We start from the raw sequence: 18,836 nt of genomic DNA, 5'->3' as shown, positions 1-18,836 counted from the left end.
TGGCGTGCATTTGTTTTCGCGCGTGCGGGTTGCATGTGAGAATTCCACGCTTAATTTCAAATTGATATTAAACCGGGCCATCGTGAGGGGCGGGCTGGATGGATCTAAGAGAATACACGCGACAATATGCGGTGCAGGACAACCGGCTGGCGGCTCTCAGTTATTTTGGGACTTTCGCGGTGTATTTTGCATCGCTTGCGCTGGCCGTCGCTTATGTGGATCGCTGGTATATTATGGTCCCCGCCGGGATTGTTTTCGCATTTGCCGCCGTGCGCCTGTATGTCTTGCAGCACGATTGCGGCCACCATTCCCTTTTCGAAACACGTCTACAAAATGAATGGGCCGGGCATGGGCTGTCACCTTTCACCTTTGCCCCGTTCGAAGTGATGAAGCAGAACCACAATCTGCACCATTCCGGAATCGGAAACCTAGAACATCGCGAAACCGGTGAAATTCACACGATGACAGTGCGCGAGTGGACTAAGGCGGACTGGAAAACCCGTTTGTTCTATCGCCTTTACCGCAATCCGTTCATCCTTGTCCCAGTGGGCGCATTGTTCACCTATTTCATCCGTTATCGCTGGCCCAAGAACACGATGCGGTTCGGTGTGACCGGTGTCGTTCTGCACAACCTGTCTATCATCGTGTTTCTGGGGCTGCTGTACCTGATAGCGGGCAGTACCGGCATTCTGGTGTGGCTTGTCTTCTCTTTGTTGGGTGGGATGCTGGGCGTATTCCTTGTATATCTTCAGCATAATTTTGAGGATACCTATTGGGATCGGCGTCCTGACCTGGACCCTAAACTGGCGGCTTTGCAGGGGTCGTCCGCATTGGATTTCGGTTGGTGGTTCGACAACGCGGTGGCCTGCATTACGTTGCATGACATCCACCATTTCAACGCGCGTATTCCGTCTTATCGACTGCGGGAATGTCACTACAACCTACCGCCCGAATACACGCCGCGCCGGATCAAGTTCCCCGAAGCGGTGGCGGCATTGAACCTCAAACTGTGGGACGAAGACGCCAAACGCCTGGTGCCGTTCCCAAAGAAACGACAAACAGCCAACTTGGCCCATAGCAGTTAGGTTTGGGATCATACGGCTTGCGGATCTGTATATTCAGTGTATATACATCTGCTTGGAGATACAGAAAGGACAAGGAATGACCTCAGTGACCGACGTTAAAGGTGTGGGCGAAGCGTTAGGACAAGCGCTTACGGCAAACGGTTTTAGAACCGCAGAAGCCATCGCCAAGGCAAGCCCTGCCGATCTGGTCAAGGTCCCCCGAATTGGTGTCGCGCGTGCGCCGCTGCTGATCGCTGCAGCGAAAGAGGCGATTTCGACCAAACCAGCCACCAAGCCAGCCGCACGCCGAACATCGACGCGCAAACCGGCGGCGCGTAAACCGGTCGCGCGCAAGACGGTGGCCGCTGCCGAAAAAACGGCTGAGGCGGCGGCCCGCAAAGCGGCCGAGGAAAAAGCAGCCGCAGATGCCGCCGCAGCCAAAGCACGGAAAAAAGCCAAGGCCAAAGCCAAAGCGGAAAAGGCCGCCAAAAAACGCGCCGAGATGGAGGCCGTGTTCTCGAAAGCCAAGGACAAGGTGAAGGCAAAGGCGAAGAAGGACAAAAAATCCCAAAAGGACGACAAGTCCAAGGACAAGAAGAAAAAAGACGACAAGAACAAAGACAAGAAGAAAGAAAAGAAAAAGGCGAAGAAGTAACCCTTCCTCACCTTTGAGATTTGCGAACCGGCGGCTGTGGCGCGCCGGTTTTCTTATGCCAAACTGCCGTCCAGTTGCAGTGTCAGCTTGCCACCAAGATAGGGAGCCAGCACCTTGGGCAGGGTGACGGTGCCGTCGGCGTTCTGGCCGTTTTCCAGCACTGCAATCAGGCAACGCCCCACCGCCAGACCCGAGCCGTTCAGCGTGTGGACATATTCCGGCTTACCCCCGCCTTCGGGACGAAAGCGTGCGTTCATGCGACGTGCCTGAAAGTCTCCACAGGTCGAGACCGAGCTGATCTCGCGGTACGTATCCTGGCCGGGCAGCCAGGCTTCGATGTCATAGGTGCGGCGCGCGCCAAAGCCCATGTCGCCGGTACACAGGATCACGGTGCGATAGGGCACGCCCAGCTTTTCCAGGATCCCTTCGGCGCAGCGCAACATGCGCCTCTGCTCGTCGTCGGAATTGTCCGGATGCGTGACCGAGACCATCTCGACCTTCTCGAACTGGTGCTGACGCAGCATCCCGCGCGTATCTTTGCCGGCAGAACCGGCCTCGGACCGGAAGCACAGCGAATGCGCGGTATAGCGGCGGGGCAGGTAGCTTTCCTCGATCAGCGTGTCGTTGACGATATTGGTTAGCGAGACCTCGGACGTCGGGATCAGCCACCAGCCTTCGCGCGTCTGATAGCTGTCCTCGCCGAATTTCGGCAGCTGACCAGTGCCCTGCATCATTTCCGACAGAACCAGAACGGGGCCGTTGACCTCGGTCAGGTCGTTCTCGTTGATATGCGTGTCCAGCATGAACTGCGCCAGCGCGCGGTGGATGCGTGCGACGCCGCCGGACAGCAGCACAAAACGCGAGCCGGACAATTTCGCGGCAGTCTCGAAATCCATGCCGTTTTGCACGGCGTCGATCTCAAAGTGCTCTTTCGGAGCAAAGTCCAGCTCGCGCGGGGTGCCCCAGCGATTGACCTCGACATTGTCGTTTTCATCGGCTCCTTCGGGCACGTCCTCGGCCGGCAGGTTGGCGATGCGGATCAGTTGATCCGTCAGCAGAGCGTCCAGATCCTTGGCTTCGGTCTGCATTTGGGCGATCTCGGCCTTTTTCTCGGCGACCAGCGCGCGGAGGCGTTCGAATTCCGCCTCATCACCGCGCGCCTTGGCGGCGCCGACCTCTTTGCTGGCCTTGTTCTGTTCGGCCTGAGCGGTCTCAGCCGCCAGAATTTTCGCACGGCGGCTTTCGTCCAGCCGAAGCAGGTCCGACGACACCGGCGCGTCCCCACGGCGCGCAAGGGCGGCGTCGAAGGCGGCGGGGTTTTCGCGAATGGCGCGGATGTCGTGCATGTCTCAGATCCTTGAATGCGTGAATCACTGAGACCGCTTATGCACCATCTGAACCGCAGGGTGTAGCACCGGTTACGACTTATCCGCGCCCTCGTGGGATTCATGCGCCAGATGGCCATCCCAGTCTTCGCTGGGGATTTTCGGATCGGGCGGATCGGCCATATAAGACGGCGTCATGATCTGCACGCCGTTTTCGTTGAACACGGCCACGATATTGCGGTGCAGGTCCGAGCGGATTTTGGGAATGATGCTGCCCCGCGTGGTATAGCCGTTGATCTGGTAATTAATCGCGTAGTCGGCTAAAGCAGTCCACAAAACAAAGGGTTCCGGCTTGGCCTTGATCCCCTTAGTGCGGTGGGCAGCCTCTATTAGCATGGCCTCGACCTTCTCGGGCGGTTCCTCATAGCCGATGCCGACAGTGGTGTGCAGTAACAGCCCGCTGCCATCGGTTTTCTTGGAAAAATTCACCACGTCCGAGTTCATCAACTGCGCGTTGGGGATCGAGATCAGTTCGTTCTTGATGGATTTCAGATGCGTCTCCATCAGCTTGATCTGCACCACGTCACCGATGTGATCGCCAATCTGGATGCGGTCCCCAATCGAGGTCGAGCGGCGATAGATCACAAACAGTCCCGCCAGCATGTTTGAAACGACCGAGTTCGCGCCCAGCGACAGCATTGCGCCCACCAGAATGGTCAGGCCTTGAAAGGCAGCCGAATCTGATCCCGGAATATAAGGAACGGCAAAGACCAGCGCGATTAGTATGACGACGACGCGCGCGATGTTGAAGGTTGGGCTCACCCAATGTTTCTCAAAATCCCCCAGATCGAATGACCCGGCCTCGACGGCGTCAAAGAACACCCGCATGCCCCGAATGATATAAAGCGTGACCCAGCTGATTAGACCCAGCATGATCAAGTTGGGGATGTAACTAAGGATGCCCTTGAAGATCAGTAGAACAGGCTCAGTCAGGTAAGTCAGCAGAAGCTGCGCGAAGTACCGTGTTTCGGCAAAGGCGAGTAGGACGAAGGACAGGTAATAGTAGAAACCCAGAAAGAAGATCACCAGCAGGACGAAATTCAGGGTATATCGAACCAGTGCGGCAATCGCTTCAGCCTGAACGCTTTTTGCGGTGGCGTTTTCCACGTCCTTCAGATGCCGTTGTACGAATTTCAGCGTTTTGCGTCTGATCCTGCGATGCAGCCAAAGGATGATGGCTACAAAGACACCAAAGCCTATTGTCCATGCGGTGGCTTCGATCGCTCCGGAAACTCGCGCTTGATCAGTTCGATTGGACCTGTAGGCTAGGATCGCTTGCTCAATGGCCTCGCCATGGAGAAAACCGAGAACTTCCAGTTCAATCTGCTCCAATTCCGCGTCGGCGACTGTCACAACCGATACCGAAAGTCCGTCGACCAGTATGCGTGTACCGAGTTCAGTATCCTCATAAGTGATTGTGACTTCAAGGCTATCCGAAGCTTCGGCCGCCTCTATTATTTTTTCCTGTACTGCTTCGGCGCGTTCCGATGCTGGTAGTGCGCTGGAACCACGTAAGAAAAACAGAGTATCGCCGTCCACGATAACGGGTGCTTTGAAGGTCTCGGATTGTTCTTCGTTTTCGACAGGTGCTTCGACCGTTTCCTGACCAGAAGCAGGCGCTGCACAAAGGCCAACCCATAGGGTCGTGACCAGTATCTGAAGTAGCAATCCCAGTTTCAGATGAATCTGCGCCATTGGACCTCCCGCGGTTCAACTATATCGACGCAAGCGCTTGTTTCTAGGACTTAACTGCAACGCTTGGCCAAATCTTTGCGCATTATCTGAGTTTCGGTGCAAAAACCTGTACCGCCATTCCTTGCAAACAGTCAGTTCAAAGAATAGGTTCTCGCAAAATTTGCGGGCCCTCCGCAAGCACCAAACCAAAAGGAATATCCCATGGAAGGTGGCGCAATCGCCCAGTTTCTCCCGCTGATCCTGATCTTTGCGATCATGTATTTCCTGCTGATCCGTCCTCAGCAGAAAAAGATGAAGGAACATCAGGCCATGGTCGAAGCTGTGCGCCGGGGTGATCAGGTGGTCACGCAGGGTGGCCTGATCGGCAAAGTGTCGAAGGTCAAGGAAGGCGAGAACGAGATCGAGGTTGAACTGGCCGAGGGTGTCAAGGTTCGCGTCGTCAAATCGACCATCGCGCAGGTTCTGAACAAGACTGAACCGGCGAAGTAACGTCGCGCGTCAAATCCTTGAAAAGGCAGGGTAATGCTGCACATTGATACCTGGAAGCGGGTTCTGATCTGGCTGGTCTGCGTGACCGGCCTGCTGATGGCCCTGCCGAATGCGTTTTACACGCGCGTTGAACAATCCAACGATGCCAAGGCCGCGATCGAGCTTGGCATCGACACGCCCGAGATGCAGGCCGAAGCGGGGCAGTGGCCGAATTGGCTGCCGTCGTCCTTGGTCAATCTGGGCCTTGACTTGCGGGGCGGTGCGCACTTGCTGGCCGAGGTTAAGGTCGGCGATGTCTACGAATCCCGTATGGATGCCATGTGGCCTGAAATCCGCGATGCGCTGCGGGATGAGCGGGCGACCGTAGGCACCATCCGCCGTCAGAACTCGGCCCCCGATGAGATTCGGGTGCGCATCAGTCAGCCCGAAGGCATGGCGCGCGCACTGGAAGTCGTGCGTGGCCTAGCCCGTCAGGTGCAGACGCTGTCCGGGGTAGGGGCCACTGATATCGAAGCCCGCGCCGAAGGCGACACCATCGTCGTGCAACTGTCGGATGCCGAGAAGCTGGCCTCGGACGATCGCACCGTTCGACAGTCGCTTGAGATCATCCGCCGTCGTATCGACGAGGTCGGCACGCGTGAACCCACCATTCAACGCCAGGGCGCGGATCGTATTCTGATCCAGGTGCCTGGCATCGGCAGCGCGGGTGAGCTGAAAGAGATCATCGGAACCACTGCGCAACTGACCTTCAATCCGGTTGCTGGCCGCACGACCGATGCGGATACCGCGCCGGGCATCGGGCAAGAGGTCGTCCCTTCGCTTGATGAAGACGGTGTGTATTACATTCTGGAATCCGCCCCCGTTGTGACGGGTGAGGAACTGGTCGACGCCCAACCCGCGTTCGACCAGAACGGCCGCCCTGCGGTCAATTTCCGCTTTAACACGTCCGGTGCCCGTAAATTCGGCGACTACACGCTGGAGAACATCGGTGCGCCTTTTGCGATTGTGCTTGATGACGAAGTGATCTCGGCCCCAGTGATCCAAAGCCATATTCCGGGTGGTTCGGGCATCATCACCGGCAATTTCACGGTTGAGGAAAGCACCAATCTGGCCGTCCTGCTGCGCGCAGGTGCGCTGCCGGCGGGGCTGGAGTTCCTTGAAGAACGCACGATCGGCCCCGAGCTGGGACAAGACAGTATCGACGCAGGCAAGGTGGCCACCATCGTGGCCTTTGTTGCCGTCCTGGTCTTCATGGCGCTCAGCTATGGTTTGTTCGGTATCTTCGCCAATATCGCGCTGATCCTGAACGTCGGGCTGCTGTTCGGTCTGTTATCACTGATCGGGGCGACGTTGACCTTGCCGGGGATCGCGGGGATCGTGCTGACAGTCGGTATGGCGGTGGATGCCAACGTGCTGATCTTTGAACGTATCCGCGAGGAACTGAAATCCGCCCGAGGTCCGGCCCGTGCAATTGAGCTGGGCTATGAAAAGGCACTGTCGGCAATTCTGGACGCAAACGTCACCACATTCATCACGGCGACAATCCTGTTTGCCATGGGCAGCGGACCGGTGCGGGGCTTTGCCATCACTCTGGGTCTGGGCATCCTCACCTCGGTCTTCACCGCGATCTTCGTGACGCGCCTGATGATCGTGATTTGGTTCGAACGCCGCCGCCCGAAAACGATCGAGGTTTGATCATGAGACTGAAACTTGTCCCTCAAGAAACCTCGTTCGATTTCTTCAGCCGCTGGAAGGTTTGGCTGGGTATTTCCGGCTTGATGATGGTCTTGGCCTTTACGTCCTTCATGTTGCAGGGCCTGAATTTCGGCATCGACTTCCGGGGCGGCACCACGATCCGCACCCAATCGGCGCAAGAGATCGACGTGGGTGCCTATCGCGACGCCATCGCTCCGCTTGAACTGGGCGATGTCACAATCACCGAGATTTTCGACCCGACCTTTGGCGAGGACGAAAACGTCGCCATGATCCGCATTCAGGCGCAGGCGGAAGCCGAAGCGGTCTCGGCCGCAACAGTAACGGCTGTGGAAGAGGCATTGAAGGCGGCAGCCCCCGATATCCAATTTGTGTCCGTTGAATCCGTCGGTCCCAAGGTTTCGGGTGAGCTGATCCAGACCGCCGTGATCGCCGTTGTCCTCGCGATTGGGGCCGTGCTGGTCTATATCTGGCTACGGTTCGAATGGCAGTTTGCCCTGGGGGCGGTGGCCGCGCTTGTGCATGACGTGATCCTGACCATCGGCATCTTCTCGGAACTGCAAATCCGGTTCGATCTGGCGATCATCGCTGCGCTGCTGACCATCGTGGGCTATTCGCTGAACGACACGGTGGTTGTCTTTGACCGGGTGCGTGAGAACCTGCGCAAATACAAAAAGAAAGACCTAAAAGAGGTCCTCAACATCTCGATCAACGAGACCCTCAGCCGGACGGTCATGACCTCGGTGACAACCCTGCTGGCGCTGATCTCGCTTTATGTGTTGGGCGGAGACGTCATCCGTGGCTTCGTCTTCGCGATGATCTGGGGCGTGATCGTCGGGACGTATTCTTCGGTCTTCGTAGCCTCGACCATCCTGCTGTGGCTGGGGGTCAAACGCGACTGGTCCAAACCGTCGAACACGGCGGGCAACCAGTTTGCAAACATCGACGCCTGATCTTTTTGGCCAGTCCCCCACAGGGCTGTCCATTATTCTATGCGCCGCCTTCCTCAGCGGCATCGTGCGTGGGTTTTCCGGCTTTGGCACGGCGCTGATCTTCCTGCCTATCGCAACGCCTTTTCTGGGCCCGTTCGGCGCGCTGATTGGGCTGACCATCATGGATATCTTCGGTCCGCTCCCCAACCTGCGCCGTGCGTGGCGCGAGGTTGACCGGGGCGACCTGATCCGGCTGGTGGCCGGGTGCGCCCTGATCCTGCCACTTGGGCTTTGGATTTTGACGCAGGTCGACGTGAATGTCTTTCGGTACGCGGTTAGCCTCCTGTCGATCGCGATGCTGGCGGTCCTGATCCTAGGTCTGCGCTATCACGGCTATGTCAGCCGCACGATGGTGGTCGGCATCGGCTGCGCTGCAGGATTTCTTGGAGGCGTGGCAGGCCTGCCTGGTCCAGCGGTCATACTGTTCTACATGTCCCGCCCACTGCAAGTGACGGTCATCCGCGCCACCATTCTACTATTCCTATTTGCCTTCGACTTTCTGCTACTGGGCTACCTCACAGGTATGGGGCGGGTGACCGGAATGGCCGCGCTTCTGGGGTTGCTGCTTGCTGTGCCAAACCTGATCGGCAATTGGCTGGGCGGCAAACTGTTCCGCCCCGAACACGAAAGGCTGTACCGAGCTGCCGCGTATCTGGTGATTGCCGTTGCGGCCTTGTCGGGCCTACCACTTTGGGGCTAGAACGCACCCATGCGCCTGAACGAGATCACCTATACCAACGCCACCCCTGTCGATGGCTACGGCCCCGGTTTCTTCCGCGTGGGCGACGCGCTCTTTCACGGCGCGGTTCTCACCGGCCCAACCGGCACCTCGGAATGGCGGGGCTATGAGGATGCCCAACCGCTCCTCGATCTTGCCGCCAACATTGACGTCCTGTTCATCGGCACCGGGGCAGAGCTGGCACATATTCCCGCCAAACTGCGTAACACGCTTGAAGATGCGGGTATCGGGGTCGAGATCATGAATTCCCCCGCCGCCTGCCGAACCTACAACGTACTGCTCTCCGAAGGTCGCCGCATCGCCCTTGCCGCGCTGCCGGTCTGACGGATCTCCCTTCATCTGGCCAAAAATATCCCGGGGAGCGTGAGGGGCTGGCCCCTCACTCCCACCCCAACCACATCGCGTTCCGTCTAAAGCTCTGCGTCAATTCCGACCTTTTGTCCGCCCCCACAATCCGCTAAGCGAGCGCTATGACACTGACCGTGACCGATCTGGCCATCACCCGTGGCGGCATTCCCGTGCTCGAAGGGCTCAGCTTTACACTGCCCGCAGGCAAAGCACTGATCCTGCGCGGCCCCAATGGGATCGGCAAAACAACCCTTCTACGTACGCTTGCCGGGTTACAACCCCCTCTGCATGGCCGCATCGAAGGGGCCGAGGATCAGATCGCCTATGCCTCACATTCCGACGGGCTGAAACCCACGCTGACGGTTGTCGAAAATCTTAGTTTCTGGGCCTCGGTCTTTGGCACGCAAGGCATACAACCGGCGCTGGACGCCTTTGCTCTGAATGATCTGGCCGACCGCCACGCAGGCAACCTGTCGGCGGGACAGAAACGGCGGCTAGGGCTGGCGCGGATGCTGGTTACAGGGCGACCGATCTGGATGCTGGACGAACCCACTGTCTCGCTGGACCAGAACGCAGTGAAAATGTTCGCCGACGCCGTGCGCGCGCATCTGGGGCAGGGGGGATCAGCCCTGATCGCCACTCATATAGACCTGGGCCTTGACGGAGAGGTTCTGGATGTCGGCCCCAACAAGGCCAAACCCAAACCCATCGACGATTTCGAGGGAGGCTTCCTGTGATCGCCTTGCTGCTGCGTGACCTGAAACTGGCCTTCCGCGCCGGAGGGGGCTTCGGCCTTGGGCTGGCTTTCTTCCTGATCGTGACCGTGCTGGTGCCATTCTCGGTCGGGCCGCAATCCTCTCTGCTTTCGACTATCGCGCCTGGTGTGCTTTGGCTGGGCGCACTGCTGGCCTGCCTGCTGTCGCTCGACCGCCTGTTAGCGCTGGATTGGGAGGACGGCTCGCTCGACCTGCTGGCCACGGCACCGCTGCCGCTGGAAGCCGTGGTTACGATCAAGGCGCTTGCGCACTGGCTGACCACAGGCCTACCACTGGTTCTGGCCGCGCCGTTTCTGGGCGTGCTGCTGAATCTGCCGGTGCCGGGCTTTTCGTGGCTGGTGATCTCGCTGCTGATCGGCACCCCCGCCATGAGCGTCATCGGCACCTTCGGCGCAGCCCTGACCGTCGGCCTGAAACGCGGCGGTTTGCTGTTGTCGCTGCTGGTCCTGCCGCTTTACGTGCCCACGCTGATCTTCGGCGCTGAAGTGGCCCGCCGTGGCGCCACCGGGATGGAGACCCAGACCCCGCTGCTCATGCTGGCGGGGATCACCGCCGCCACAATCGCACTGCTGCCCTTTGCCAGCGCCGCCGTTTTACGCATCAACCTTCGGTGACGTGCTCAAACTTTGACCAAGGTCAATTGAGAACGAACCCGACTCGGACTAGATAAGGCCCATGTCTATCGCAGCCAAAGCCAACGCCCTCTGGGAATACGCCAACCCGCGCAAATTCCTTGCGACCAGCGAACGGGTGATGCCGTTTTTCTGGATTACGTCCATCGCCTGCATCGTGGTTGGGCTGACCTGGGGGTTCTTCTTCACGCCGGATGATTACAAACAGGGATCAACCGTCAAGATCATCTACCTGCATGTTCCTGCGGCGCTGATGGCGATCAATTGCTGGCTGATGATGCTGGCGACCTCACTGGTCTGGCTTGTGCGCCGCCACCATGTCAGCGCGTTGGCGGCTCGTGCAGCAGCTCCCATTGGCATCGTGATGACACTGATCGCACTGGCGACGGGCGCGATCTGGGGTCAGCCGATGTGGGGCACATGGTGGGCCTGGGATCCGCGCCTGACCTCCTTCCTAATTCTATTCCTGTTTTATCTGGGCTATGTCGCCCTGTGGGAAGCGATCGAAGACCCCGACACCGCCGCCGACCTGACCTCGGTCCTGTGTCTGGTGGGCTCGGTTTTTGCGATCCTCAGCCGCTATGCGGTGAATTTCTGGAATCAGGGTCTGCACCAAGGCGCATCGGTGATGCGTGCAGCTGCCATTACCGGGGCGGATACCGAGGAAAAAGTCAGCAACATCTATTTCTACCCGCTGCTTCTGTGCATCATCGGGTTTGTTCTACTGTTCATCGCGCTGGTGCTGTATCGCACGGGCACGGAAATTCGCGCGCGCCGGATCAAGGCGTTGCTGGCACGGGAAAGGGTAAACGGATGATCCCCGATCTTGGAAAATACGCCGACACGGTGCTGTGGTCCTATGTGGTTTCAATCGGCCTTCTGACGGCGCTGATCCTGTTCAGCGTGATGCGGGGCCGCAAGGTTCGGACCGAGATGGAAAAACTCGAAGAACGGATGACCCGCAATGGCTAAAATCTCGCCTCTGATGATCGCGCCACCGCTGATCTTTGGCGCCTTTGCCGTTCTGGCCGGCATCGGCATGTTCCGCGACGATCCAAACGCGTTGCCATCCGCCCGCGAAGGCCAGCCCGCGCCACCGGTCGTCCTGACCGAATTTCAAGGCAAACCCAATTTCGACGACGCCACGCTGCGCGACGGGAATGTCAAACTGGTCAATTACTGGGCCAGCTGGTGCGCCCCATGCCGAGTGGAACATCCCAACCTTCAGGCCCTATCCGATGAAGGCATCCCGCTTTACGGCATCAACTACAAAGACCAACTGGACAATGCCGAAGACTTCCTGACCGAACTCGGCGATCCGTACACTGGCATCGGTCGCGACGAACAGGGCCGAATGGGCCTCGATTGGGGCGTCTACGGCGTACCCGAGACCTATGTCATCAACGGCGAAGGCACCATAATCCTGCGCTTTGCCGGACCCATCACCCAACGCGTGATCGAAGGCACCATCCGCCCAGCCTTGGAAAAAGCTGCAGGCAAATAAAGCCCGCCCGTTCTTCTGTTCAAAAATACCTCGGAGCGCGAGGCAGAGCCTCGCAAATAACAAAAGGACGCCCTTAGGCGTCCTTTCTTATTCTATATGCACAAATTCCGGTCATCCAGCCTTTGCAAGGTTCCGTAGTACGTAGTGCAGTACGCCACCGTTTTCGATATACTCGATTTCGGGCGCGGTATCGATGCGGCACTTCAGGGTGATGGTCTTCTCGGACCCATCGCCGTAGACGATGGTGCAGGGCACCTCTTGCAACGGCTGGATCGTGTCCAGACCGTGGATCGAGACCGTTTCGTCCCCTTTCAGACCCAGCGACTTGCGTGTGTCACCGCCGGTGAACTCAAACGGAATGACGCCCATGCCAACCAGGTTCGAGCGGTGAATACGCTCAAAGCTTTCGGCGATCACGGCCTTGACGCCCAGCAGAGCCGTACCCTTGGCCGCCCAGTCACGAGAAGAACCCGCACCGTACTGTTCGCCACCAAAGACAACCAGCGGGGTGCCCTGTTCCTGATAGGCCATCGATGCCTCATAGACCGAGGTCTGTTCGCCATCGGGGCCTTTTGTGTAACCGCCCTCGACACCGTCCAGCATCTCGTTCTTGACGCGGATGTTGGCGAAGGTGCCGCGCATCATGATCTCGTGGTTGCCACGGCGGGACCCGTACGAGTTGAACTCGCGCGGCTGAACCTGGCGGTCGGTCAGATACTTGCCTGCAGGCGTGGTCGTCGCAAACGAACCGGCCGGTGAGATGTGGTCTGTGGTGATCATATCACCCAGGATCAGCAATACCTTGGCACCTTCGATGTTCGAAATCGTACCCGGCTCGGCCCCCATGCCTTGGAAATAGGGCGGGTTCTGGATGTAAGTCGATGTCGCGGGCCAATCATAGGTTTCCTGCTGCGGAACATCTACGCCCTGCCACTTTTCATCGCCCTTGAAGACGTCGGCATATTTCGATTGGAACGCCTCACGCGTAACGGTCTGTTCAACCAGTTCAGCGACTTCCTGGGCCGATGGCCAGATGTCTTTCATGAAGACGTCGTTACCGTCCTGATCCTGACCAATCGGCTCGGACGTCAGGTCGATATCCATGGTGCCCGCCAGCGCGTAGACCACCACCAACGGCGGCGAGGCCAGATAGTTGGCGCGCACGTCAGGCGAGATGCGTCCTTCGAAGTTCCGGTTGCCCGACAGCACCGACGTGGCGACCAGGTCGCCTTCGGCAATCGCCTCGGACAGTTCTTTTTGGATGGGACCCGAGTTACCGATACAGGTGGTGCAGCCATAACCCACGAGGTTAAAGCCCACCTTGTCCAGATCTTCTTGCAGGCCAGCGGCCTCAAGATAGGCTGACACAACCTGCGACCCAGGAGCCAGCGAGGTTTTGACCCACGGTTTGCGGTTTAGACCCAGCGCTGCGGCTTTGCGCGCCACAAGGCCCGCGCCGATCATCACATAGGGGTTCGAGGTGTTGGTGCAGGAGGTGATCGAGGCGATCACGACCTTGCCCGATTCCATGGTGTAGTCCTCGCCGTTGACGGCGACTTCTTTGCCCATGGGACGCTTGAAAGTCTCTTCCATTTCCTTGGTGAAAGCGGCCTTGGCGTCGGTCAGGGCAACATAGTCCTGCGGGCGTTTTGGACCCGAGATCGCAGGAACAATGGTGCCCATGTCCAGCGACAGGGTGTCGGTGTAGATCGGCGCATAGTCCGCATCCCGCCAGAAGCCGTTCTCTTTCGCGTAGGCTTCGACCAGAGCAATCCGGTCCTCGTCACGACCGGTATTGCGCAGATACCGCAGGGTCTCGCCGTCGATCGGGAAGAAGCCACAGGTTGCGCCGTATTCGGGGGCCATGTTGGCGATGGTGGCACGGTCGGCCAGCGGCAGGCGGTCCAGACCTTCGCCGTAGAACTCGACGAATTTGCCGACAACACCTTTTTCACGCAGCATCTCGACGACCTTCAGAACCAGGTCGGTGCCGGTGGTGCCTTCGACCAGATCGCCGGTCAGCTCAAAACCCACAACCTCGGGGATCAGCATCGAGATCGGCTGACCCAGCATCGCGGCCTCGGCTTCGATCCCGCCAACACCCCAGCCCAGAACGGCCATGCCGTTGACCATGGTGGTGTGGCTGTCGGTGCCGACCAGCGTGTCAGGGTAGGCGACTTCGTTGCCGTCCTGATCGGTGTCAGTCCAGACGGTCTGGGCCAGATATTCCAGGTTCACCTGGTGACAGATGCCGGTTCCGGGGGGCACAACGCGGAAGTTGTTAAAGGCGTTCTGGCCCCATTTCAGGAACTGGTAGCGTTCCATGTTACGCTCATACTCGCGGTCCACATTCATCTGGAACGCGCGCGGGTTGCCAAACTCGTCAATCATGACCGAGTGGTCGATGACCAGATCAACTGGGTTCAGTGGGTTGATCTTCTGTGCGTCGCCGCCCAGTCCTTTGATGCCGTCACGCATTGCGGCCAGATCGACAACCGCCGGAACACCGGTGAAGTCCTGCATCAAAACGCGGGCAGGGCGATAAGCGATCTCGCGCGGGTTCTTACCGCCGTTGGCGCCCCATTCGGCAAAGGCCTTGATGTCGTCGACCGAGACCGAGAAACCGTTATCCTCGAACCGCAGCATGTTCTCCAGCACCACTTTCAGCGCGGCGGGAAGGTTTGAGAAATCACCCAGACCGGCCTCTTGTGCGGCGGGGATGGAATAATAGGAAATGGACTTGCCATTCACGCTCAGGCTGCGGCGTGTCTTGGCGGTATCCTGTCCGACTTTGATGGGCATCTAGTGGCCTCCCTCTCAAATGACGTGGAATATGGGATTCGCTGAGGGGTATCTGCATCACCCAAGCCGCCGGTTCAAGGTCCAACAGCCCACCTGCGGCAATTTTTGTATACCATTGCACACATTTTTTTGAAATCTGGCTGTCGCGGCTCTCAAGAAACCTTGATTGGAGGTTGAGCGGCGATAGATGTACACCTGTCTCGCATCCCACAAATCCCGAGAGCCCCATGATCAGAACCGTTACTGCGACCGCGCTTGTTTCCCTGTTTCTTGCCTCGTCTTCGATGGCGGAAAGTGACCCGGTGGTTGTGGAGTTGTTCACGTCTCAGGGGTGTTCTTCCTGTCCCCCTGCGGACAAGCTGATGCATGAGCTTGCCAAGCGCGACGACGTTATCGGCTTGGCGCTGCACGTGGACTATTGGGACTATATCGGGTGGGAAGATGAATATGCCAATCCCGATCACACCACCCGGCAGCGCGCCTATGCGCGTGGGGGCGGGCGGTCGATGATCTATACGCCGCAGATGGTGATCAACGGGCAGCAGGATGTTGTGGGCGCCAAGGCTGATGAACTAAGTCGCATCATCGACGCCCATCTGAAAGCTGCGCCAGAGGCATCGGTCACAGCAACACGGGCGGCGAATGATGTCACGGTGGATGTCACGCCGATCGAACTGCCCGAAGGGGCGACCTATGAGATTCGGGTGGTGGAGTATTCACCGATGCGCCATGCCTCGATCCGCCGAGGGGAACTGGCGGGGCATGAGCTGGACTATGCCAATGTGGTGGAATCCTGGCACTGGGCTGGATCCTGGGATGGCAACCAGGCGCAGCAATATTCGGTTGCGCTGACTTCGGACCTTCCTGCGGTTGTGCTGGTTCAAGAGGCGGGTCATGGTCCGATCGTGGCCGCGGCGCGGGTCAAATAGGTCAACCGCCCGTTAAACCATGTCTTCCGGCTGAACACCCAACCCATTCCAGGCTTTCCAGCGGCGGTGAATCCAGAACCACTGGCCCATATTCTTGCGCACCATCGCCTCAAGATCGTCATTGGTGAACTGGGTCATGGTTTTGGGGTCGGTATGAGGGACGGGGTCGTGCAGGACGATCTCAAAGTCGATACCGTTGGGCTGGCGCACGGCATAGCACGGGATCAGCACCGCCTTGTACTTCATCGCAAGCTCGGCATTCAAAACCGAGGTCACGGCGGGTTTGCCGAAATAGGTCAGTTCTTCGCCTCCATGGGCGTGCAGGTCCGATACGATGGCGATGATCCCACCCTTTTTCAGGGCGCGCACCATCTCAACCATGCCGCGGCGGCCCTGTTCAAACATCGGCGCGCCGGTTTTGTAAAAGGCGTCGACATACATGTCGTTGAAATAGGGGTTTGCCATCCGGCGATAGAGACAACCGATCGGTTCGCCGCTGCGTTCCTGTAGCGCGATGCGCGCCGCCAGGTAGTGGCCGAAATGGGCGGTGATCATCATCACCGGCTTGCCCTCGGCCACGGCGGCGTCAAACGCGGCGATACCAGGACCCGAGACCTTTGCGTGGCGCTGTCGATCCGTAAACCCTTCGGGCGAGAAATGTTCCATAATCGCGCGGCCAGCATTGTCGGGGACGGCCTGGCAGATGCGATTGACTTCATCCTCGGGCAGGTCGGGGCAGGTCAGCTTCAGGTTGTCGCGCACGCGTTTCGAAAACCCCACCACTGGTGCAAGCATGCGGACCAATGCGCCCATTGTCGCAATGCGGCGCTCGTAGGGCAGCAGGCGCATCGCGCCAATCAACCCTCTGAGGAACAGGCCGGTCACGTAATATTTGCCAAGCTCAATCCGGCTGAGTTCTGACTTTTCTGCGGGCATCTGTGGCTCTCGGCGGCTATTGCGGGCGTTGCCGGGCCAGACATACAACCCCGACCGAGTGACCACAAGCGTTCTGAATGGGTTACAAGGGCGCGGGGGCGTCCCGTTATTCCTCAGCCTCTTCTTCGACAAGGGTTATCGCGTCGCCATCCACCAGATCGCGGATTGCGCCAACAATCTGGGTCATGGCTTCTTCCGCCTCAGCTTGTTTGACCTTGCCGCGTTCGGTCATTTCCTCGCGCAGATTGTCAGCCATGCGCGAGGACATGTTGGTCAGAAGAAATTCAACCGTTGCCTTGTCATCCTCGGTCTCGGCACCGGCGAGCGCTGTGACCAGAACCGGTTGATCCACGCCCCGAAGGATAGCGGGTACGTCGCGCGGCAGGATACGCGTTGGGACATGGGCGAATGTAAAGATGGACCGGCGTACGACACTGGCGAAGTTCGAATCCTCCTCATCCAGAGCGCTAAGCAACCCGTCGCGGGTCGAGGCGGTGGATTGGTTGAGGATTGCCCCCACGCGCGCACCCGGACCATCTGTGAATGCCATGGTCGGGCGTTGATCCAGTTGGGCGGCCAGCGACCATCCGATCCGGTCCACTGCCTCGGGTGTGACATTGGCGGTTTTTGACACCGCATAGGTGATCCGTCGCGCCACCGGACCGGGCAGGTGGCCCAATAGCTGCGCGGCCTTCGCGGTTTCCAGCTTCGAAAGCATCACTGCCGCGACCTCGATACTTTCGGCCTGCGCCATGTCGGCCAGATCCTCGGTCGGGATTTCGCGCAGGCGCTGCCAGGGATCACCGACTTGACGCACCCCTGCGACTTTGCGCAGCCGCGCGGCGGTGGCCGGAGCGATTTTGCCGTTCACAGCATCCAGCGCACCGGCAAGTCCGTGCGGAAAGGAAAGTCCGACACTGTCCAGCGCTTCGGCAAATTCAGCGGCCACAGCGTCCAGCGTCACCCGGTCCACCAGACCCATCTGCCCCAGTTGGTGGGTCAGCTTTTCCTGCAAGTCATCGGGAAGATCCTCAAGCGGGATATCCGCGCCGTCATTTAACAAAAGCCGTACGACCACTGCCGCCTTTTGTCGATTGCTCAGCGCGCGTGGAACCACGCGCGGCGTTTCTTGTTCTTTGTCGGCAATGGGGGCCGAAGCCCCCGGCGCCATTTGTACCAATGTGTGTGAGTCCTGCATCTGCCTGCGGTGCCATCATTCTGATCCACGGACAGAATAGGGAGACTCGGGTAAAAAAAACCTGAAGCTTAGTAGTTGAAGGTCAGCCCGGTGCGGATTGCCTCGCGCAGAGACGCCTCGGCCCAGGTGCCTTCACCACCGCGCGCCTTGATTTCGCGCCATTGCTCGATGGCCAGGTCGGTGCGACCTTCGGCGACATAGCCTTGTGCCATGTATGAGCGCGCCAGAATATTGTCGGGATTGACCCTGATAGCGTCCTGATAGAACAGATTGGCCTGTTCCAGATCGCCCAGCTTTCGGAAGGTAAAGCCCCAATAGGTCAGAACACGGTCATCATCCTGATCCATGATCCGAAGGATGTCCTGCGCGTTTTCCAACTGCCCGTCATAGGCAAGCTCACGCACCGCGCCATAAAGTTCGTCCTGAGTGAAATTTGTTTTGTTCGGTTTCACACAGCGCCCGGCGTCCTTGTCATAGACCCGACCGAACAGACACTTCTTGGTCGTGTTCGTCGGTTTAGGCGGGCTGCTGTCCCCACCGCCAGCGGCGTGGGCAACAGGGGCGAAAGCAAATGCCTGCAGGGCAATTGCTGAGGCTAGTACTAGGCGCATTTTCCTACTCCGTACTCTGGGCTGCTCTGATCAAGCATAGCGCGATCCGATAAAAGACGAACAATCGGCGGCTCGCTTTTATTCACGAGTAGGAAATATTTTCTTAGCTGTTCACGGTTTTGGTACAGCTCTGGGTCTCATAGTCCCATTGGGTGCCCGGCGCGCAGGATTGCGTTTGCTTGGAATGTCCGCTGCAGGCGAACGCGATCGAGGCAGAGCAGGTCAGAGCCAATGCGCATAGAAGAGTACGGGTCATGGTGGGTCTCCTGTTCGGAACAACGACCACATCATATCCGAATTTGAGCAACCTGACAAAAGGACAAGGCCCGAATCCGCCGAAACGGTCCGGGCCTTGTTTAGTGCGTTAG

Annotated in this window: 20 protein-coding genes; 13 read left to right on the top strand and 7 right to left on the bottom strand. The window is 58.6% G+C overall.

Annotated features, from left to right (window positions below; genetic code table 11):
• Window positions 1-98 precede the first annotated feature (98 nt).
• Window positions 99-1,085 carry a fatty acid desaturase gene (locus tag GOV80_RS02000; protein WP_170782658.1) on the top strand — a complete coding sequence of 329 codons (987 nt, stop codon included), beginning with the start codon at window positions 99-101 and terminating at the stop codon, window positions 1,083-1,085.
• Window positions 1,086-1,161: 76 nt separating this feature from the next.
• Window positions 1,162-1,719, top strand: coding sequence for a helix-hairpin-helix domain-containing protein (locus GOV80_RS01995; RefSeq protein ID WP_170782657.1), 558 nt, complete (start codon window positions 1,162-1,164; stop codon window positions 1,717-1,719).
• 53 nt (window positions 1,720-1,772) lie between these two features.
• Here GOV80_RS01995 and serS read toward each other — a convergent pair whose 3' ends face one another.
• Together serS and GOV80_RS01985 are read right to left on the bottom strand one after the other, a co-directional pair.
• Window positions 1,773-3,065, bottom strand: a complete 1,293-nt coding sequence (serS, locus tag GOV80_RS01990; protein ID WP_170782656.1) for a serine--tRNA ligase — start codon at window positions 3,063-3,065, stop codon at window positions 1,773-1,775.
• Window positions 3,066-3,137: 72 nt separating this feature from the next.
• Window positions 3,138-4,799, bottom strand: a complete 1,662-nt coding sequence (locus tag GOV80_RS01985) for a mechanosensitive ion channel family protein (protein WP_170770419.1) — start codon at window positions 4,797-4,799, stop codon at window positions 3,138-3,140.
• A 201-nt stretch (window positions 4,800-5,000) separates the two neighbouring features.
• On the opposite strand from GOV80_RS01985, the gene yajC reads away from it, so the two are divergent.
• The 10 genes from yajC to GOV80_RS01935 all read left to right on the top strand — a co-directional run bounded on the left by yajC (window position 5,001) and on the right by GOV80_RS01935 (window position 11,992).
• Complete coding sequence (gene yajC / locus GOV80_RS01980; RefSeq protein ID WP_170770420.1) at window positions 5,001-5,288, top strand: preprotein translocase subunit YajC; 288 nt, start codon at window positions 5,001-5,003, stop codon at window positions 5,286-5,288.
• Between the two features lie 33 nt (window positions 5,289-5,321).
• Window positions 5,322-6,983, top strand: a complete 1,662-nt coding sequence (gene secD / locus GOV80_RS01975) for a protein translocase subunit SecD (protein WP_170770421.1) — start codon at window positions 5,322-5,324, stop codon at window positions 6,981-6,983.
• A gap of 2 nt (window positions 6,984-6,985) precedes the next feature.
• Window positions 6,986-7,954, top strand: coding sequence for a protein translocase subunit SecF (secF, locus tag GOV80_RS01970; RefSeq protein ID WP_170782655.1), 969 nt, complete (start codon window positions 6,986-6,988; stop codon window positions 7,952-7,954).
• The gene (locus tag GOV80_RS01965) at window positions 7,935-8,693 is read left to right on the top strand and encodes a sulfite exporter TauE/SafE family protein (protein WP_170782654.1); all 759 of its coding nucleotides are present in this window, start codon (window positions 7,935-7,937) and stop codon (window positions 8,691-8,693) included. The genes secF and GOV80_RS01965 overlap by 20 nt, the downstream gene beginning before the upstream one ends.
• 9 nt (window positions 8,694-8,702) lie before the next feature.
• Window positions 8,703-9,056: an Mth938-like domain-containing protein gene (locus GOV80_RS01960; RefSeq protein ID WP_170770424.1), complete on the top strand. Its 354-nt coding sequence runs from the start codon at window positions 8,703-8,705 to the stop codon at window positions 9,054-9,056.
• Window positions 9,057-9,202: 146 nt separating this feature from the next.
• The gene (gene ccmA, locus GOV80_RS01955; RefSeq protein WP_170782653.1) at window positions 9,203-9,817 is read left to right on the top strand and encodes a heme ABC exporter ATP-binding protein CcmA; all 615 of its coding nucleotides are present in this window, start codon (window positions 9,203-9,205) and stop codon (window positions 9,815-9,817) included.
• Complete coding sequence (gene ccmB / locus GOV80_RS01950; RefSeq protein ID WP_170770426.1) at window positions 9,814-10,470, top strand: heme exporter protein CcmB; 657 nt, start codon at window positions 9,814-9,816, stop codon at window positions 10,468-10,470. The genes ccmA and ccmB overlap by 4 nt, the downstream gene beginning before the upstream one ends.
• Window positions 10,471-10,531: 61 nt before the next feature.
• The gene (locus tag GOV80_RS01945; RefSeq protein WP_170782652.1) at window positions 10,532-11,305 is read left to right on the top strand and encodes a heme ABC transporter permease; all 774 of its coding nucleotides are present in this window, start codon (window positions 10,532-10,534) and stop codon (window positions 11,303-11,305) included.
• Window positions 11,302-11,460 (top strand): heme exporter protein CcmD, encoded by a 159-nt coding sequence (ccmD, locus tag GOV80_RS01940; protein ID WP_170770430.1) that lies wholly within the window; start codon window positions 11,302-11,304, stop codon window positions 11,458-11,460. The genes GOV80_RS01945 and ccmD overlap by 4 nt, the downstream gene beginning before the upstream one ends.
• The gene (locus GOV80_RS01935; RefSeq protein ID WP_170782651.1) at window positions 11,453-11,992 is read left to right on the top strand and encodes a DsbE family thiol:disulfide interchange protein; all 540 of its coding nucleotides are present in this window, start codon (window positions 11,453-11,455) and stop codon (window positions 11,990-11,992) included. The genes ccmD and GOV80_RS01935 overlap by 8 nt, the downstream gene beginning before the upstream one ends.
• 111 nt (window positions 11,993-12,103) lie before the next feature.
• Here GOV80_RS01935 and acnA read toward each other — a convergent pair whose 3' ends face one another.
• Window positions 12,104-14,794 (bottom strand): aconitate hydratase AcnA, encoded by a 2,691-nt coding sequence (acnA, locus tag GOV80_RS01930; protein ID WP_170782650.1) that lies wholly within the window; start codon window positions 14,792-14,794, stop codon window positions 12,104-12,106.
• Window positions 14,795-15,021: 227 nt separating this feature from the next.
• Between acnA and GOV80_RS01925 the strand changes: the two genes are divergently transcribed.
• Complete coding sequence (locus GOV80_RS01925) at window positions 15,022-15,723, top strand: DUF1223 domain-containing protein (protein ID WP_170782649.1); 702 nt, start codon at window positions 15,022-15,024, stop codon at window positions 15,721-15,723.
• A 12-nt stretch (window positions 15,724-15,735) separates the two neighbouring features.
• Here the strand turns inward: GOV80_RS01925 and GOV80_RS01920 are convergent, their stop codons facing one another.
• The 4 genes from GOV80_RS01920 to GOV80_RS01905 form a co-directional block, all read right to left on the bottom strand.
• Window positions 15,736-16,659 carry a lysophospholipid acyltransferase family protein gene (locus GOV80_RS01920; protein ID WP_170782648.1) on the bottom strand — a complete coding sequence of 308 codons (924 nt, stop codon included), beginning with the start codon at window positions 16,657-16,659 and terminating at the stop codon, window positions 15,736-15,738.
• A 106-nt stretch (window positions 16,660-16,765) separates the two neighbouring features.
• The gene (locus GOV80_RS01915) at window positions 16,766-17,830 is read right to left on the bottom strand and encodes a flagellar motor switch protein FliG (protein ID WP_170782986.1); all 1,065 of its coding nucleotides are present in this window, start codon (window positions 17,828-17,830) and stop codon (window positions 16,766-16,768) included.
• Between the two features lie 95 nt (window positions 17,831-17,925).
• Window positions 17,926-18,468: a tetratricopeptide repeat protein gene (locus GOV80_RS01910; protein ID WP_170770440.1), complete on the bottom strand. Its 543-nt coding sequence runs from the start codon at window positions 18,466-18,468 to the stop codon at window positions 17,926-17,928.
• Window positions 18,469-18,571: 103 nt separating this feature from the next.
• Window positions 18,572-18,724 (bottom strand): adenylosuccinate lyase, encoded by a 153-nt coding sequence (locus GOV80_RS01905; RefSeq protein WP_170770442.1) that lies wholly within the window; start codon window positions 18,722-18,724, stop codon window positions 18,572-18,574.
• Window positions 18,725-18,836 lie beyond the last annotated feature (112 nt).

It is taken from the genome of Ruegeria lacuscaerulensis (assembly GCF_013034685.1).
Classification (GTDB): domain Bacteria; phylum Pseudomonadota; class Alphaproteobacteria; order Rhodobacterales; family Rhodobacteraceae; genus Ruegeria; species Ruegeria lacuscaerulensis_B.
Note: the sequence above shows the minus strand (reverse complement) of the source record. Positions and strands in the feature narration are given on the sequence as shown.

Excerpts from the sequence above, each read along its gene's own strand:
- GOV80_RS02000 (WP_170782658.1), top strand. The coding sequence starts at position 99 with ATGGATCTAAGAGAATACACGCGACAATATGCGGTGCAGGACAACCGG.
- GOV80_RS01995 (WP_170782657.1), top strand. The coding sequence starts at position 1,162 with ATGACCTCAGTGACCGACGTTAAAGGTGTGGGCGAAGCGTTAGGACAA.
- serS (WP_170782656.1), bottom strand. The coding sequence starts at position 3,065 with ATGCACGACATCCGCGCCATTCGCGAAAACCCCGCCGCCTTCGACGCC.
- GOV80_RS01985 (WP_170770419.1), bottom strand. The coding sequence starts at position 4,799 with ATGGCGCAGATTCATCTGAAACTGGGATTGCTACTTCAGATACTGGTC.
- yajC (WP_170770420.1), top strand. The coding sequence starts at position 5,001 with ATGGAAGGTGGCGCAATCGCCCAGTTTCTCCCGCTGATCCTGATCTTT.
- secD (WP_170770421.1), top strand. The coding sequence starts at position 5,322 with ATGCTGCACATTGATACCTGGAAGCGGGTTCTGATCTGGCTGGTCTGC.
- secF (WP_170782655.1), top strand. The coding sequence starts at position 6,986 with ATGAGACTGAAACTTGTCCCTCAAGAAACCTCGTTCGATTTCTTCAGC.
- GOV80_RS01960 (WP_170770424.1), top strand. The coding sequence starts at position 8,703 with ATGCGCCTGAACGAGATCACCTATACCAACGCCACCCCTGTCGATGGC.
- ccmA (WP_170782653.1), top strand. The coding sequence starts at position 9,203 with ATGACACTGACCGTGACCGATCTGGCCATCACCCGTGGCGGCATTCCC.
- GOV80_RS01945 (WP_170782652.1), top strand. The coding sequence starts at position 10,532 with ATGTCTATCGCAGCCAAAGCCAACGCCCTCTGGGAATACGCCAACCCG.
- ccmD (WP_170770430.1), top strand. The coding sequence starts at position 11,302 with ATGATCCCCGATCTTGGAAAATACGCCGACACGGTGCTGTGGTCCTAT.
- GOV80_RS01935 (WP_170782651.1), top strand. The coding sequence starts at position 11,453 with ATGGCTAAAATCTCGCCTCTGATGATCGCGCCACCGCTGATCTTTGGC.
- acnA (WP_170782650.1), bottom strand. The coding sequence starts at position 14,794 with ATGCCCATCAAAGTCGGACAGGATACCGCCAAGACACGCCGCAGCCTG.
- GOV80_RS01925 (WP_170782649.1), top strand. The coding sequence starts at position 15,022 with ATGATCAGAACCGTTACTGCGACCGCGCTTGTTTCCCTGTTTCTTGCC.
- GOV80_RS01920 (WP_170782648.1), bottom strand. The coding sequence starts at position 16,659 with ATGCCCGCAGAAAAGTCAGAACTCAGCCGGATTGAGCTTGGCAAATAT.
- GOV80_RS01915 (WP_170782986.1), bottom strand. The coding sequence starts at position 17,830 with ATGGCGCCGGGGGCTTCGGCCCCCATTGCCGACAAAGAACAAGAAACG.
- GOV80_RS01910 (WP_170770440.1), bottom strand. The coding sequence starts at position 18,468 with ATGCGCCTAGTACTAGCCTCAGCAATTGCCCTGCAGGCATTTGCTTTC.
- GOV80_RS01905 (WP_170770442.1), bottom strand. The coding sequence starts at position 18,724 with ATGACCCGTACTCTTCTATGCGCATTGGCTCTGACCTGCTCTGCCTCG.